Genomic DNA, 15,054 nt, shown 5'->3' with positions numbered 1-15,054 from the left:
GGGTGAAGCCGAGGGATACGCCCCTGACCTGCGACGGAGCGGCAGGTCAGGGTGAAATATCGGTCAGACCTCGACCGGCTCGGCGGCCTTCTCGGCGCCGATCACCTTCGGGGCCAGCTCGCGGGTGACGCGGCGCTCGACGAAGAAGGCCGCGGTCGGCACGGTGCCGGCCAGCAGCACCCAGGCCATCCGGCCCAGCGGCCACTTCGCCTTGGTGCACAGGTCGAAGGCGAAGACGAGGTAGACCACGTAGAGCCAGCCGTGGGCGAAGCCCACGATGCCGGTGGCGGTGCTCGCGCCGTCGATGTGGAGCACGTACTCGGCGATGACGCTGAGGGTGAGCACGATCAGCAGCACACCCGTCACGTAGGCCATCACCCGGTAGCGGGTCAACACGCTGGATTTCATGGGTACGAGCGTAAACCGCCCGGAAACTCCCCCCGACTCCGGGGCGGCCCCTCAGACCCCGTGCTGCTCAGGGCCCCCACCCCCTCTTGCACGGGCGCCGGCCCCACCGCTCGGGCGTCGGCCCTCATCCCTCCGGCTGGAAGTCACCCGCCGCTATCCGCAGCGGGCGCAGCAGCGCGAAGATCTCGCCGCACTCCTCCTCGTCGTAGACGCCGAGGCCGAACTCCATCGCCATCAGGTCGCGGGTCGCGGACTCGACGATCTCCCGGCCCTTGCCGGTGATGGAGGCGAGGGTGCCGCGCCCGTCGTTGGGGTTGGGGCGCTTGTCGACGAGGCCGGCGGAGACCAGCCGGTCGACGGTGTTGGTCACGGAGGTGGGGTGCACCATCAGCCGCTCGCCGATCTTCGACATCGGCAGCTCGCCCTCCTTGGAGAAGGTGAGCAGCACCAGCGCCTCGTACCGGGCGAAGGTGAGGCCGTACGGCTTGACCACCGCGTCGACCTGGCCGAGCAGGATCTGCTGGGCGCGCATGATGGAGGTGATGGCGGACATCGAGGGCACGCCGCCCCAGTGCCGCGTCCACAGCTCGTCGGCGCGGGCGATGGGGTCGAAGGGCAGGCTCAACGGCTTTGGCACGCCCCGAGCCTACCCGCCGGTCACATACCGGGCACAGGTGTCCACCGTGTGGGCACTACCGCAGGCGTGCGGCGCGCAGTTGATCGGCCACCGGCTGCAGGGCCTCGCGGTAGGCGGCGAGCGCGCCGGGGGCGAGCAGGTCGATGAAGTGCTCCCGGACCGAGGCGACATGGCGGGGGGCGACCTGACGCATGGTGGCCCAGCCCTCGTCGGTGAGGACCGCGTACAGCCCGCGGCGGTCGGACTCGCAGTCCACCCGGCGGACCAGGCCGGCGCTCTCCATCCGGGTGATCTGGTGGGAGAGCCGGCTCTTCGACTGGAGCGTGCACTTCGCCAGATCGCTCATCCGCATCCGGCGGTCGGCGGCCTCGGAGAGGTTGACCAGGATCTCGTAGTCGTTGTTGGTCAGGCCGAACGGCTGGAGGTCGCGCTCGAGTTGGTACATGAGCAGGCGGCTGACATCCAAGTGAAGGCGCCAGGCCCGCTGTTCGTCCTCGTTGAGCCAGGTGGTCGTGTCACCCGCGGTCTCGGTCTCCATGGTCCCCATGGCCCCTATGCTACCGGGAGTTGCACCTCGATCGATCACCAGGGTAGCCGTGTGGTCACCCTGAGGAACGAGCGCGCGGACGCGGGGGTTACGCCCCGGGGTGCGCCAGGGCGTCGATCAGGTCGTCACGTGCCCGGCTCGGGACCCGCGCCGGTGGCGCGTTCGGCCAGCACCGACTCGGTCGACTGCAGCAGCACCTGCCCGGCGCCGACGAACTCGTACTGGTGCTCCTCGCCCGACGCGCCCCCTATCCCGGTCATCGCCCGGATACCGCCGAGCACGCCGCGCAGGTACGCGTGGTCGTAGTGGTGGCAGGGCGACGGGCAGTCGGCCCAGCCGACGAGCGCCTGCGGGTCGACCCGGATCGGCGGCTCCACGAAGTGCACGGCGCCGTTGGAGGCGGCCACGAACTTGCCGGTGCCGATGAGGGTGAGGAAGCCCGGGATGATCGACTGCTTCAGCGACAGGCCGGGTTGGAAGGCGAGCAGGTTGCCCGAGCGGATGGTGAGGTTGCCCTCGTCGAGGTCGTAGGAGTTGATGTCGTACGACCGGTCGGCGAGCAGCATCTTGCCGCGGCCCTGCGCGACCACCCACTCGGCGGCGTGCATCGGCGAGTGGAAGTTCTCCGCGATGAGGTGGTCCAGCGGGCCCGCGCCGATCGCCTGGAAGTCGATCTGCCCGAAGAAGGCGATCATCTTCCCCTTCTGCAGGAACCACTGGCCGTCCAGGTCCACGCTGAAGGCGTACGGGTTGACGTTGTCGTTCGACGGCAGCGTCCACGCGTCATGGATCACCGGCCCGCCCGGCGGCGCGGGCGGCACCTGCGGCGGCACGGAAGGCGGCGACGAGGGCGGGGGCGGAGGCGTGGAAGCGCCCGCGTGTCCGTGGAACTCCGGGGACGTCACAGCTTCTCCTCCGACGCCTGTACGTACACCGTGCCGTTGCCGGACAGCTCCAGCTGGAACGCCTCGCCCGAGCCGCGGCCGACCATCTCGCGCCAGCCGAGCGCGGTGGTCAGCTTGTTGCGGACGTCGCCGCGGTGCGCGACATACGCCTGCGGGTCGACATGGACCGGGCCCCGGGCGGTGATCGGCAGCTCGATGACGCCGCCGTGCGCCATGAACGCGACCGAGCCCTTTCCCGCCAGCGTGGTGGTGAACAGGCCCTGGCCGGTGACCTGGCCGCGGATCACGCCCATCACGCCGCCCTGCGAGCCCATGAACATCGTGCCCTGCCGGAGCGAGCCGTCGAAGGCGAGCAGCCGGTCGGCCTCCACGTAGAGCGTCTCGCCGGTGAGGTCCACGGTGTGGATGTGGTGGCCGCCGTGGCCGAACATCACCGAGCCCGGCGGGGTCCCGCCGGGGCCACCGGGCCCGATCGGCACCTCCACGGTCATCAGCGGGGTGGCCTCGTTGGCCACGCGGCGGCCGATCATGGACATCACCCCGCCCTGGCCGCCGGTGATGCTGGGCGTGAAGGTGACCGGGCCGCGGTAGGCGAGCATGGCGCCTCGCTGGCTGAACACCCGCTGCCCGGGCGCGATGTGCGCCTCGACCATCTTCGAGTTGATCCGGGTGAACGGCACTACAGCTGCCCCCCGACCGTGACGCGCTCGCTGGGCTGGACGTAGACCAGGCCCTCGCCCTCGAAGCGGAGCTGGAAGCTCTCGCCCGAGCCCTCGCCGATCAGGGTGCGCCAGCCGACCGCGGCCTGGAGCTGCTGGCGCAGGCCCCCGGTGTGCGCGATGTACGCGCCCGGGTCGACCACGAGCGGGGTCTTCGCGCTGACCCGCAGCACGATCGCGGGGCCGTCGGACATGATCGCGGCCTGGCCGCTGCCCTCGACGGTGGTGGTGAACAGGCCGTTGCCCTGGGAGGCGCCGCGCAGCCCGGTGAAGGTGGTGCCGGTGCGCAGCGACGGCTCGGTGACCAGCAGGTTCGACGCCTCGACATAGAGCTTCTCGCCGCTGAGCCGGACCAGGTTGATCTCGGTGGCGCGGTCGGCGAAGTAGCAGGTGCCGTGGCCCTTGACCTCCATGACGGCCATCGACTCACCGGTGATGCGGCGGGTCATCAGGCCGCGCAGGCCCTCGCCGCCGCCGGTCATCTTCTTGAAGGTCATCTCACCGTCGTAGGCGACCATGGCGCCGTTCTTCGCCTTGACCGCGTCGCCCGCCAGGTCGACGGCGAGCACGCGGGTGCCCTGCAACCGGAAGTTGGCCATGGGTCACACGGTATCGGCCGACGGGCGGCGCCGGACCGGAAGCGGCGCCTTGCCGGCGTCGTCCTGACCGCCGAACAGCCCGCCGGCCGGCGTGCCCGCGGTGTCCGCCGCGCCCGCCGCCGCCTCGACCTCGATCAGCGACTCCCCGCGCCGGGCCGCCTCGAACGCCGCGTGGCCGCCGCGCAGCCCGAACAGCCGCTTGCCGATGAGGATGTAGAGCACCGCGACGACGTTCAGCGCGAGCGTGCCGACCTTGAACCCGCTCATCTTCTCGGTGAGTTCGTAGACCTCGATCGGCAGGAACGCGGCGGTGGCGATGACCGCCAGGTACTCCGCCCAGCGCTTGCCGAACCACAGCCCGACGCCCTCGACCGTCTCGATCAGGGCGTACCCGAGCAGGCCGCCGGCCACCACGTGCAGGGTCGACTTCTTGTAGTCGAAGGTCTTCTGGATGGTGCCGACGACCGGGGAGTGGTCCAGGTCGTAGCCGAAGTGGTCGGCGACCGGGCGGAAGACGGTGAGGTCCTGCTCGAAGAGCCGGCGCACCGCGTCCTGGGAGTTGGAGAACTTCCACACCGCCCAGGCGGCCAGGATCACCAGCACCCCGCGCAGCACCCGCTCGACGGCGAGGAAACGCAGGATGAACAGGTCGCGCAGTGCCCGGCCGCGCGGCACCAGCGGGGCCTGCTCGGCCGGCCCCGAGCCGTGCGGCTCGCCGAGCACGAAGTCCCCGCAGCGCAGGCAGCGCCAGACGGTGCCCACGGCGGTCCTGGCCTGGAGCCGCTCGCGCAGGCCCGGCTCGTCGGGCGCGTAGGTGATGTGGCCCTTGCTGGCGCAGTGCCTGCGGTCCCAGTCTCTGCTCATCGGTGTCGGTCCCCGTGGGTGGTGGTCGCTCGGAAACGGAAGGTACAGGTGGTGACGCGGTGCGCCGGCACCGTGGCCGGACGGCGCTCCGTGGAGAGGGACGTTATCGCCCGTCGCGCGGTTGCCCACCCCGGGCGCGGGTCATCGATACGGTCCGGTGATAATGGAGAAGAGTTTGTGATCGTCTTCACAAGGCCTTCGCATCCGCCCGTCCGCACATCGCACCCGACCGTTTTCGACAGCGAGGTTCCCGTGGAACTGAAGACCGCCGCCGCTCTGCGCCGGCTGCGCCTGATCTCCGCCCCGGAGGCGGCGTCCTTCGTGATCCTGCTGGTGTGCGTGGTGCTGAAGAGCACCACGGACTTCAACGCCGTGCCCGTGATGGGCATGGTGCACGGCATCCTGTTCATCATCTACGTGCTCTTCTGGGCCGACGCCTGGAACCGGGCGCGCTGGCCGCTCGGCCGCTCGGCGCTCTACCTGGTGCTGTCGGTGCTGCCCACCGGCGGCTTCTTCGCGGAGCGGATGCTGGCGCGCGAGTGCGAGACCGCGGTGGCGACGGCGCGGGCGGCCCTGGAGCAGGCCGCGGCCGAGGGCTCGGCCGGTTCCGACCAGGACGCCGAGGCGGTGACCTCCGCGTGATCGTCGCCTTCTCCGTGACCCCGCTGGGCGTCGGCGAGGACGTCGGCGAGTACGTCGCGGACGCGGTGCGGGTGGTCCGCGAGTCCGGGCTGCCGAACCGCACCGACGCGATGTTCACCTCGATCGAGGGCGAGTGGGACGAGGTGATGGACGTCGTACGGCGCGCGGTGGCCGCCGTCGAGGCCCGCGCGCCCCGGGTGTCGCTGGTGCTCAAGGCCGACATCCGGCCGTCGGTGACGGACGGGCTCACCTCGAAGGTCGAGACGGTGGAGCGGTTCCTGGCGCGGTGACGGCATGACGTGATGACGGCATGACGTCATGGGCGCGGGACGTGGGACGTTTCAGAGCAGGCCGCCGGTCGCCATCGCGATGCCCAGCGGGGTGCGTTCGTAGAGCACCTGGTGGCCGTAGCGGCGGGACCTGAGCAGCCCGGCGTCGCGCAGCACCGCGAGGTGGGCGGAGACCGAGGACATCGCCAGGTCGTGCCGGTGCGCGAGGGCGGTGGTGGTCGTGGGCGCGTCGAGGCCGGAGAGGATCGCGGCCCGGTTGGCGCCCAGCAGCCGGACCAGGGCGTCGGACGCGCTGGGCCCGGTGCGCGCCCACAGGCCGCCGACCCCGCGGGCCGGGTAGACCACGGTCGGCTGCCACGGTGGGTCGAAGGCGCTGCTCGCCTCGGGCCAGAAGAAGACACTGGGCACCAGCACCAGGCCGCCGCTGGGCGAGGGCAGCCGCTCCTTCTCCGGCACGCCGCCGCCGACCGACAGCGCCCCCTCCGACCAGTTGAGCAGCGGATGCAGCCCGGTGAACAGCCGCTGCATGCCGCCGTCGGCCAACCGCCGCGCGTGATAGGCGACATCCGCCTCCAGCACCGCCCGCAGCCGCGGCCAGTGCGGCGCGAGCAGCGCGGACCACACGTGTTCGTACTGCCCGGCCAACTGCCGTACGGTGCCGGCCGGGTCGGCGAGCATGGCGCGGCCGCGACGGGAGTCCCTCGCGCCCGGGGTCTGGGCCAGCGCCCGCGCGATCTGCTGCCGGGCGACCTCCGGATCGGTGGCGCGTATCGCGGCGGTCTCGTCCTCCAGCGCGGCCAACGGCACCGCGGGGACGGGGTGGAGGAAGTCGGGGCCGTGGCCGTTGCCCGGAGTGAGCAACCAGAACGCGATCAGGTCGAGGCCGGCGGCGACCGTACGGACCTGGCGCAGCCACGGAAGGTGATAGCCGTGCCGGTCCGGGTGGGAGAGGGTCCGGATCGCCCCCTGCGCCTCCCGCAACGGTGAGATCGCGAAACGGCAGCGCAGCAGTTCCTCGGCAGTGAAGCGCATGCGCTGCGACATCACACCCCCCAAGATTCGGCAGCAGCCGAAAGACTACGACGGGTGGGGCCAGTGCCACCAGTGTGATGTCATGACAACGGACAGCGAGCACCCGTCTCGTGAGGGGAACCACTCCTCGCAGTCGGGCTCGGACAACTCCCCCGACACCCAGGGGGAGAAGAAGAGAAGCGCCGGATACGGCGCGGTGTTCGCGGTACGGGAGTTCCGGGCGATGTTCGCCGCCCATGTGCTCTCGATGCTCGGCACGATGTTCTGCGAAGTCGCCCTGGCGGTCATGGTGTTCCGGCAGACCGGCTCCGCGCTGCTCACCGCGCTGGTCTTCGCGCTGACCACGCTGCCGTACGCGCTGAGCGGTCTGCTGCTGTCCGGCATCACCGACCGTGCCCCCGCCCGGCGGGTGCTGGTCACCTGCGACCTGCTGTCGGCGTCGTGCGTCGCCCTGATGGTCATCCCGAACATGCCGATCGCCGCGCTCCTGGTGCTGCGGATGGGCGTCTCGATCATCTCGCCGCTGTTCACCGGCACCCGCGGCGCGAGCCTGTCCGAGATCCTGGACGGCGACCTGTACGTGCTGGGCCGCTCGCTGATCTCGACGGTCTCCCAGACCTCGCAGATCATCGGCTTCGGCGTGGCCGGCCTGGTGGTCGCCTGGCTCACCCCGCGCCAGACCCTCTACATCACCGTGTGCACGTTCCTGTGCTCGGCGCTGCTGCTGCGGTTCGGCACGCTGCCCCGGCCGGCCCGCGACACCCGGGGGGCGGCGCTGATGCGCGAGTCGCTCGCGGCGAGCGGCCGGTTGCTGTCGCAGCCACGGATCAGGGCGCTGCTGCTGATGTGGTGGGTGCCGCCGATGTTCTTCGGGGTCGCCGAGGGGGTGGCGGTGCCGTTCGCGGCCGATTCCGGCGCCGGATCGGTCGGCTACGGCATCTTCCTGGCCGCGATGCCGGCCGGCACCGTCGTCGGTCAGATGGCCGCCGGGTCGCTGCTCGGCCCGGAGGCCAGGGACCGGATCACCCTGCCGCTGGCGGCCGTCGCGCTGCTGCCGATGCTCGCGTTCTTCGTCCATCCCCCGCTGCCGCTCGCGGTGGGGCTGCTGGTGCTCACCGGCCTGTGCGGCGCCTACGCGCTCGGCATGGACCGCTGGTTCGTGCAGGCGGTGCCGCTGGACATGCGCGGCCGGGCGATGACCCTGCTCGGCACCGGCCTGATGACGCTGCAGGGCATCGGCCTGACGGCCGGCGGCGCGGTCGCCGAGGTGGTCCCGCCGTACGCGGTGGTCGGCGGCGGCGGGCTGGTGGGGACGGCCGGGGTGTTCATGGTGCTCAGGTCAGTGCGCAGGACCGGCATCACGCGCGAGGCGGCGCCGGCTGCAAGCGAACCGGTGTAGGGCGCCGGCGCGGCCACGGCGGGCGAACGAACCGGCGTAGGGCTCCTACCCGGCGAGCCGACCGCCCGGCCCGGCGCGACGCGGCCACGGCGCGCGGGCCGGCGCGGGGCCGCGATCGGCGGCCCCGCGCCGCTACGACTCCGTCAGGCCCGCGACGAGTTCGTCCGCCGCCGCGTACGGGTCGAGCGTGCCGTCGGTCACCTTCCCGGCCAGCGCGGAGAGCCGGGCGTCGCCGTGCAGGCTGCCGATACGGCGGCGCAGCGCGGTGACGGCGATGGTCTCGATCTCGCCGGCGGCACGGGTACGGCGCCGCTCGACGAGGGCGCCGTGCTCCTCCATCCAGCCGCGGTGCTTGTCGAGGGCGTCGAGGAGTTCGTCGGTGCCCTCGCCGCGGCTGGCGACCGTCTTGACGATCGGCGGCCGCCAGTCGCCGGCCGCGCGGGCCTCGCCCAGGCCGAGCATGTGGTTCAGCTCGCGGGCGGTGGCGTCGGCGCCGTCGCGATCGGCCTTGTTCACCACGTAGACGTCGCCGATCTCCAGGATGCCGGCCTTCGCGGCCTGGATGCCGTCGCCCATGCCGGGGGCGAGCAGCACCACCGAGGTGTCGGCCTGCGCGGCGATCTCCACCTCGGACTGGCCGACGCCGACGGTCTCCACCAGCACCACGTCGCACCCGGCGGCGTCCAGCACCCGGATGGCCTGCGGGGCGGCCCACGCCAGGCCGCCGAGGTGGCCGCGGGTGGCCATCGAGCGGATGTAGACGCCCGGGTCCGAAGCGTGCTCGGACATCCGGACCCGGTCGCCGAGGAGGGCTCCGCCGGAGAACGGTGAGGACGGGTCGACGGCGAGCACGCCGACCCGGCGGCCGGACCTGCGGTACGCCGTGACCAGCGCCGAGGTCGAGGTGGACTTCCCGACGCCGGGTGAACCGGTCAGCCCGACGACATAGGCTCCGCCGGTCAGCGGGGCGAGCGTCGCCATCACCTCGCGCAGTTGCGGGGAACCGCCCTCCACGAGCGAGATCAGCCGCGCCACCGCCCGCGGCCGCCCCTCCCGCGCCTGCTCCACCAGCGTCTGGACGTCCGCTGCTTTTTGTGGCTCGGTTCGCCGCCGGTCGCTTTGACCCGGTGTCGACGGTCGATCATGCTCGCTCGCTCTCCCCCTGCCTTCGGCGGAGGCACTCCCATCGCTCACTGCGCGTGTTCTTCCTTTCGACACCGGCGCGACCTTTGGCTCACTCGCCCGTAGCCACCGTTCTTCCGTCAGCGGACCGCGGGCACCGTTCCTCCGTAGGCCGGCCCCGTGGGCACCCTTTTCCCGTCAGTTGCCCGGGACGCGGAGGATCAGGGCGTCGCCCTGGCCGCCGCCGCCGCACAGGGCGGCCGCTCCGGTGCCGCCGCCGCGCCGCTTGAGCTCGAGGGCCAGGTGCAGCACGATACGGGCGCCGGACATGCCGATGGGGTGGCCGAGGGCGATCGCGCCACCGTTGACGTTCACCTTTTCCGGTGTCACGCCCAGGTCCTTCATCGACTGCACGGCGACCGCGGCGAACGCCTCGTTGATCTCGATGAGGTCGAGGTCGCCGACGGTCAGCCCCTCCTTGCGCAGCGCGTGGTTGATCGCGTTCGACGGCTGGGACTGGAGCGAGTTGTCCGGCCCGGCCACATTGCCGTGCGCGCCGATCTCGGCGATCCAGGACAGGCCCAGCTCCTCCGCCTTGGCCCGGCTCATCACGACGACCGCGGCGGCCCCGTCGGAGATCTGCGAGGAGGTGCCCGCGGTGATGGTGCCCGCCCCGGTGGCGTCGGCGAAGGCGGGCCGCAGCCGGCTGAGCGACTCCGCGGTGGTCTCCGGGCGGATGCCCTCGTCCTGGGCGAAGATCACCGGGTCGCCCTTGCGCTGCGGGATCTCCACCGGGGTGATCTCGGCGTCGAACAGGCCGTTCTTCCGGGCGGCCGCGGCGCGCTGGTGGGACAGCGCGGCGAACTCGTCCTGCGGGGCGCGCTCGATGCCGAGCCGGGTGTTGTGCCGCTCGGTGGACGCGCCCATCGCGATCTCGTCGTAGGCGTCGGTCAGGCCGTCGTGCGCCATCGAGTCGAGCATCTCGATCGCGCCGTACTTGTGGCCCTCGCGGGACTTGGGCAGCAGGTGCGGCGCGTTGGTCATGGACTCCTGGCCGCCGGCCACCACGATCTCGAACTCGCCGGCCCGGATCAGCTGGTCGGCGAGGGCGATCGCGTCGAGGCCGGACAGGCACACCTTGTTCACGGTGAGCGCGGGCACGCTCATCGGGATGCCGGCCTTGACCGCGGCCTGCCGGGCCGGGATCTGGCCGGCGCCGGCCTGGAGCACCTGCCCCATGATCACGTACTCGACCTGGTCGCCGGCGATGCCGGCCCGGTCCAGCGCGGCCTTGATCGCGACGCCGCCGAGGTCGGCGCCGGAGAACGTGCGCAGGCTGCCGAGCAGCCGCCCCATCGGGGTGCGGGCGCCGGCGACGATCACGGAGGTGCGGGCTTCCTGACTGGTCATGGTGCGGCCCCTTCGGCTGAAGAGAAGTTAACGAGGGTTACCGTCAATGTACTGACCGGTAGTCGCCGGGTCACGAGGCGGAACGTGTGATGGCGCGCACGTTGCGTGACTGCCCGCCGGTACGGTGAACTGTGCGCATGCTGACACGCATCGACCACATCGGGATCGCCTGCTTCGACCTCGACGCGACCGTCGAGTTCTACCGTGCCACGTACGGCTTCGAGGTGGAGCACACCGAGGTCAACGAGGAGCAGGGTGTCCGCGAGGCGATGATCAGGATCAGCGGGACGGACGACGGCGGCGCCTCCTACCTGCAGCTGCTGGAGCCGACCCGGGAGGACTCCGCGGTCGGCAAGTGGCTGGCGAAGAACGGCGAGGGCGTGCACCACATCGCCTTCGGCACCGGGGACGTCGACACCGACGCCGAGGCGGTGCGCGACAAGGGCGTGCGGGTGCTCTACCAGGAGCCGCGGATCGGCACCATGGGGTCGCGGATCACCTTCCTGCACCCCAAGGACTGCCACGGGGTGCTCACCGAGCTGGTCACCTCCGCCCCGCACACCCCCGACGCCGGCGACAAGGCGTAGCGATCCGGCCGAACCGGGCCTCCAGGACCGCCGAACAGGCCCGAGACCACTGACCCAACCCCGGTGCCGCCCGGTAGAGTGACCGAGGGCCGACCGGGGTGGGCGGCCGGGAGCACGCTCCTGGGTACGCTCCCGCTCCGTGACGTTGATCTGACACCATTCTTCGTATAGCTCTGTTCTCTCAAACCGAGCTACGGAGAATCTCACCCGGTTGGCGGGTGAGGACGCCAGGAGACCGATGGGACCGCGGAGTGCGGGGCAACGACAGCTACCGGGCTGACGACCAGCTCTCTCGACTCGAAGCCGAGATGGACCGGCTGCGTACCGAGCGCGGCAAGGCGGTCGATCACGCCGACGACCTCGGCTACCAGGTCGAAGTGCTGCGCGCCAAACTGCACGAGGCGCGCCGCAATCTCGCCACCCGTCCCGCCTACGACAACATCGGCCACCAGGCCGACCAGCTGCTGCGCAACGCCCAGATCCAGGCCGACCAGCTGCGCGCCGACGCCGAGCGGGAGCTGCGCGAGGCCCGTGCCCAGACACAGCGGCTGCTCCAGGAGCAGGCTGAGCACCAGGCCAGGTTCGAGTCGGACTGGCACACCGAGGCGATCGCCCGCCGCCGCCAGCTCGACGAGGAGCTCGCCGAGCGGCGCGCCACCGTCGAGACCCACGTCAACGAGAACGTGGCCTGGGCCGAGCAGCTGCGGGCCCGCAGCGAGTCGCAGGCCCGGCGGCTGCTGGACGAGACCCGCGCGGAGTCCGAGGCGGCGCTGACCGCCGCCCGGGCCGAGGCGACCCGGATCGCCGAGCAGACCAGCCAGCGGCTGACCGCGGAGGCCGAGTCGGCCCGCGCCGAGGCCGAGCAGTTGCTGCGCCGGGCGCGCGCCGACGCCGAGCGGCTGATGGCCACCGCCTCCGCGCAGGCCACCGAGGCCACCACCGAGGCCGAGGCACTGCGCACCACCACCCGCAGCGAGTCCGACGAGGCCAGGACCCGCGCCACCGAGCTGTCCCGGCTCGCCGACGAGCGGTCCAGGGCCGCCGAGGAGACGCTGCGGCAGGCCACCACCGAGGCCGAGCGGCTGCGCGAGGAGGCCGCGGCCGGCGCCGCCAAGCGGCTGGCGGCCACCGAGACCGAGAACGAGCAGCGCACCAAGACCGCCCGCGCCGAGATCGCCCGCATGGTCGGCGAGGCCACCAAGGAGGCCGAGGCGGCCAAGGCGGAGGCCGAGCAGACCGTCGCCGACGCCCGCGCGGAGGCCGACCGGATCAGGGCCGAGGCGCAGGAGACCGCCCGCGCCAAGGCCACCGAGGACGCCGCCGCCCAGCTCGCCCAGGCGGCCAGGTCGGCCGAGGAGATCCTCACCAAGGCGTCCGAGGACGCCCGCTCCACCACGAAGGCCGCCGCCGAGGAGGCCGAGCGCATCCGCCGCGAGGCCGACGCGGAGGCCGAGCGGCTGCGGGCCGAGGCGGAGGCGTCGGCGCAGGAGCTGCGCGGCGCCGCCCAGGACGACACCGAGGAGTACCGCGCCAGGACCGTCGAGCTCCAGGAGGAGGCCCGGCGGCTGCGCGGCGAGGCCGAGCAGTTGCGCGCCGACGCGGTCGCCGAGGGCGAGCGCATCCGCGGCGAGGCGCGGCGCGAGGCGGTCCAGCAGATCGAGGAGGCCGCGAGCAAGGCCGAGGAACTGCTCGCCAAGGCGAAGGCCGACGGCGACGAGGCGCGGCAGGGCGCGACCGCCGAGGCCGACCGGATGCGCACGGAGTCCGTGGAGCGGGCCTCGGCGCTGAACACCAAGGCCGAGGAGGCGCTGCGGCAGGCGCGCGCGGAGGCCGACGAACTGCGCGCGGAGGCCGGGCGGCAGGCGGAGGCGGCCAAGGAGGCGGCCGAGCAGACCGTCGCGCAGGCCCGTACCGAGGCCGAGGCGGTCGCCGCGCGGATGCGCGAGGAGGCCGAGGGCGACCTGGTCCGGCTGCGCGAGGAGGCCGAGGCGCGGGTCGTCGGAGCCGAGCAGGCACTGCGCGAGGCCACCGCCGAGGCGGATCGGGTCCGCGCCGAGGCCGGCGAGGAGGCCGAGCGGCTGCGCGGCGAGACCGCCGAGCGGGTCCGCGTCCTTCAGGAGCAGGCCGAGGCGGAGGCGGTACGGCTGCGCGACGAGGCGGCCTCGGACGCGGCGCAGACCCGCGCGGAGGGCGAGTCCGTCGCCGTACGGCTGCAGGCCGAGGCGGCCGCCGACGCCGAGCAGCGCAGGACCGAGGCGCAGGAGACCGCGGACCGGCTGCGCGCGGAGGCCGCGGCCGCCGCCGAGCGGATCGGGGTGGAGGCCGCCGAGGCGCTGGGCGCGGCCCAGGAGGAGGCGGCCCGGCGCCGCCGGGAGGCCGAGGAGGTGCTGGGCGCGGCCCGCACGGAGGCCGAGCAGGAGCGCACCCAAGCCCGCCGGGAGAGCGAGGAGTTGCTGGCCGCCGCCCGCAAGCGGGTGGAGGACGCCGGCGTCGAGGCGGACCGGCTGGTCGCCGAAGCGGAGCAGCGGGCAACGGAGTTGGTGGCCGCCGCCGAGGGGACCGCGCAGCAGGTGCGCGACTCCGTCGCCGGGCTGCGTCAGGAGGCCGAGGAGGAGATCGCCGGGCTGCGGTCGGCCGCGGAGCACGCCGCCCACCGGATGCGCGCCGAGGCGCAGGGCGAGGCGGACCGGCTGCACTCCGACGCCAACTCCGAGCGGGAGCGGGCCGGTGAGGACGCGTCCCGGGTCCGCCGGGAGGCGGCCGAGGAGGCCGAGGCGGCCCGCGCGATGGCCGACCGCACGGTCAGCGAGGCGATCGAGGAGTCCGACCGGCTGCGTTCGGAGGCGCGCGAGGACGCGAACCGGATGCGTACCGACGCGGCGAACCAGGCCGACCAACTCGTGGGCAAGGCACGCGAGGAGGCCGAACGCCTCGGCGCCCAGGCCCGGGACGCGCTCGCGAGCGCCGAGCGGACCGCCGAGGACTCCCGTACGCACGCGCAGCGCATCCTGGACGAGGCGCGCGAGGCGGCGAACAAGCGGCGCAGCGAAGCGGCCGAGCAGGCCGACGAGTTGATCGGCAAGGCGCAGGCGGAGGCGGTCACGACGCAGACCGCGGCGGAGCAGCACGCCGACGCGATGGTCGGCGCGGCCCGCACCGAGGCGGAGCGGATCGTCAACGAGGCCACCAACGAGGGCAACGGGATGGTGGAGCGCGCCCGCACCGACGCCGATACGCTACTGGCCGAGGCGCGCAACGACGCCACCAACACCCGCAACCGCACAGCGGAGTTGCGCCGCCGGGTGGAGTCCGAGGTGGAGGAGTTGCACGAGCGGGCCCGCAAGGAAGCCGCCGAGGCCATGAAGGTGGTCGGCGAGCGGGTGGACAAGCTGGTGGCCGCCGCGACCGAGCAGTTGGGGGAAGCGGAAGCGAAGGCCGCCGAGATCAAGAGCACCGCCACGTCGGAGGCGAGCAAGGTCCGGATCGCCGCCGTGAAGAAGGTCGAGGGCCTGCTCAAGGAAGCGGAGCAGAAGAAGGCCGAGGCCGAACGCGAGGCGGAGCGGGTCAAGGGCGAGGCGCGCGCCGAAGCCGAGCGCGTCGTGGCGGAGGGCAGAAGGGAGTTGGAGGTCCTGGTGCGCCGCCGAGAGGACATCAACGCGGAGATCTCCCGGGTCCAGGACGTGTTGGAGGCGCTGGAGTCGTTCGAGGCGCCCGGCGGGTCCGGCAAGAGCGCCGTCGCGGCCGGCGCGGGCGCACCCGCCACTCGTACGAGCGGCAAGCGGTCCGACGAGGCTCCACTCGATTGAGCGGACATTCTCCATACCGAATACGCAATGGCTCGGTGACACGCCGCCGCGCCCCCTAGGATTCCCCCTATCACCTCACCGGTCTGA

Annotated in this window: 15 protein-coding genes; 5 read left to right on the top strand and 10 right to left on the bottom strand. The window is 72.7% G+C overall.

Translation table 11 applies throughout. The features are described 5' to 3' along the window. Positions 1 to 63 precede the first annotated feature (63 nt). From OG370_RS29915 to OG370_RS29885, 7 genes are all read right to left on the bottom strand, one after another. Positions 64 to 408, bottom strand: a complete 345-nt coding sequence (locus OG370_RS29915; protein WP_328469676.1) for a DUF3817 domain-containing protein — start codon at positions 406 to 408, stop codon at positions 64 to 66. A gap of 124 nt (positions 409 to 532) precedes the next feature. After that, positions 533 to 1,045: a MarR family winged helix-turn-helix transcriptional regulator gene (locus tag OG370_RS29910; protein WP_328469674.1), complete on the bottom strand. Its 513-nt coding sequence runs from the start codon at positions 1,043 to 1,045 to the stop codon at positions 533 to 535. A 55-nt stretch (positions 1,046 to 1,100) separates the two neighbouring features. Further along, positions 1,101 to 1,583: a MarR family winged helix-turn-helix transcriptional regulator gene (locus OG370_RS29905; protein ID WP_328474532.1), complete on the bottom strand. Its 483-nt coding sequence runs from the start codon at positions 1,581 to 1,583 to the stop codon at positions 1,101 to 1,103. Positions 1,584 to 1,717: 134 nt separating this feature from the next. Then, positions 1,718 to 2,413 (bottom strand): AIM24 family protein, encoded by a 696-nt coding sequence (locus OG370_RS29900; RefSeq protein WP_328474530.1) that lies wholly within the window; start codon positions 2,411 to 2,413, stop codon positions 1,718 to 1,720. A gap of 80 nt (positions 2,414 to 2,493) precedes the next feature. Continuing rightward, complete coding sequence (locus OG370_RS29895; RefSeq protein ID WP_328469672.1) at positions 2,494 to 3,177, bottom strand: AIM24 family protein; 684 nt, start codon at positions 3,175 to 3,177, stop codon at positions 2,494 to 2,496. Continuing rightward, on the bottom strand, positions 3,177 to 3,815 hold the full coding sequence (locus tag OG370_RS29890; protein WP_328469670.1) for an AIM24 family protein: 639 nt from the start codon (positions 3,813 to 3,815) through the stop codon (positions 3,177 to 3,179). The genes OG370_RS29895 and OG370_RS29890 overlap by 1 nt, the downstream gene beginning before the upstream one ends. A gap of 3 nt (positions 3,816 to 3,818) precedes the next feature. After that, entirely contained in the window at positions 3,819 to 4,679 is an 861-nt protein-coding gene (locus tag OG370_RS29885) for a DUF2127 domain-containing protein (protein ID WP_328469668.1), read from the bottom strand. Between the two features lie 252 nt (positions 4,680 to 4,931). Between OG370_RS29885 and OG370_RS29880 the strand changes: the two genes are divergently transcribed. Then, positions 4,932 to 5,321, top strand: a complete 390-nt coding sequence (locus OG370_RS29880; RefSeq protein ID WP_328469666.1) for a DUF3817 domain-containing protein — start codon at positions 4,932 to 4,934, stop codon at positions 5,319 to 5,321. Further along, positions 5,318 to 5,611, top strand: coding sequence for an MTH1187 family thiamine-binding protein (locus OG370_RS29875; protein WP_328469664.1), 294 nt, complete (start codon positions 5,318 to 5,320; stop codon positions 5,609 to 5,611). The genes OG370_RS29880 and OG370_RS29875 overlap by 4 nt, the downstream gene beginning before the upstream one ends. Before the next feature lie 51 nt (positions 5,612 to 5,662). On the opposite strand, the gene OG370_RS29870 is transcribed toward OG370_RS29875, so the two are convergent. Beyond that, the gene (locus OG370_RS29870; protein ID WP_328469662.1) at positions 5,663 to 6,655 is read right to left on the bottom strand and encodes an ArsR/SmtB family transcription factor; all 993 of its coding nucleotides are present in this window, start codon (positions 6,653 to 6,655) and stop codon (positions 5,663 to 5,665) included. 70 nt (positions 6,656 to 6,725) lie between these two features. Here OG370_RS29870 and OG370_RS29865 point away from each other — a divergent pair, with 70 nt between their 5' ends. After that, positions 6,726 to 8,042: an MFS transporter gene (locus OG370_RS29865; protein WP_328469660.1), complete on the top strand. Its 1,317-nt coding sequence runs from the start codon at positions 6,726 to 6,728 to the stop codon at positions 8,040 to 8,042. Positions 8,043 to 8,174: 132 nt separating this feature from the next. Here the strand turns inward: OG370_RS29865 and meaB are convergent, their stop codons facing one another. After that, the gene (meaB, locus tag OG370_RS29860) at positions 8,175 to 9,113 is read right to left on the bottom strand and encodes a methylmalonyl Co-A mutase-associated GTPase MeaB (RefSeq protein ID WP_328474528.1); all 939 of its coding nucleotides are present in this window, start codon (positions 9,111 to 9,113) and stop codon (positions 8,175 to 8,177) included. A gap of 249 nt (positions 9,114 to 9,362) precedes the next feature. Continuing rightward, positions 9,363 to 10,547 (bottom strand): acetyl-CoA C-acetyltransferase, encoded by a 1,185-nt coding sequence (locus OG370_RS29855; RefSeq protein ID WP_328474526.1) that lies wholly within the window; start codon positions 10,545 to 10,547, stop codon positions 9,363 to 9,365. Positions 10,548 to 10,711: 164 nt separating this feature from the next. Here OG370_RS29855 and mce point away from each other — a divergent pair, with 164 nt between their 5' ends. Further along, positions 10,712 to 11,161, top strand: a complete 450-nt coding sequence (mce, locus tag OG370_RS29850; protein WP_328469658.1) for a methylmalonyl-CoA epimerase — start codon at positions 10,712 to 10,714, stop codon at positions 11,159 to 11,161. A gap of 251 nt (positions 11,162 to 11,412) precedes the next feature. Next, positions 11,413 to 14,967, top strand: a complete 3,555-nt coding sequence (gene scy, locus OG370_RS29845; protein WP_328469656.1) for a polarized growth protein Scy — start codon at positions 11,413 to 11,415, stop codon at positions 14,965 to 14,967. Positions 14,968 to 15,054 lie beyond the last annotated feature (87 nt).

Source organism: Streptomyces sp. NBC_00448, from assembly GCF_036014115.1.
Classification (GTDB): domain Bacteria; phylum Actinomycetota; class Actinomycetes; order Streptomycetales; family Streptomycetaceae; genus Actinacidiphila.
This window is presented reverse-complemented; position numbering and strand designations above follow the sequence as displayed.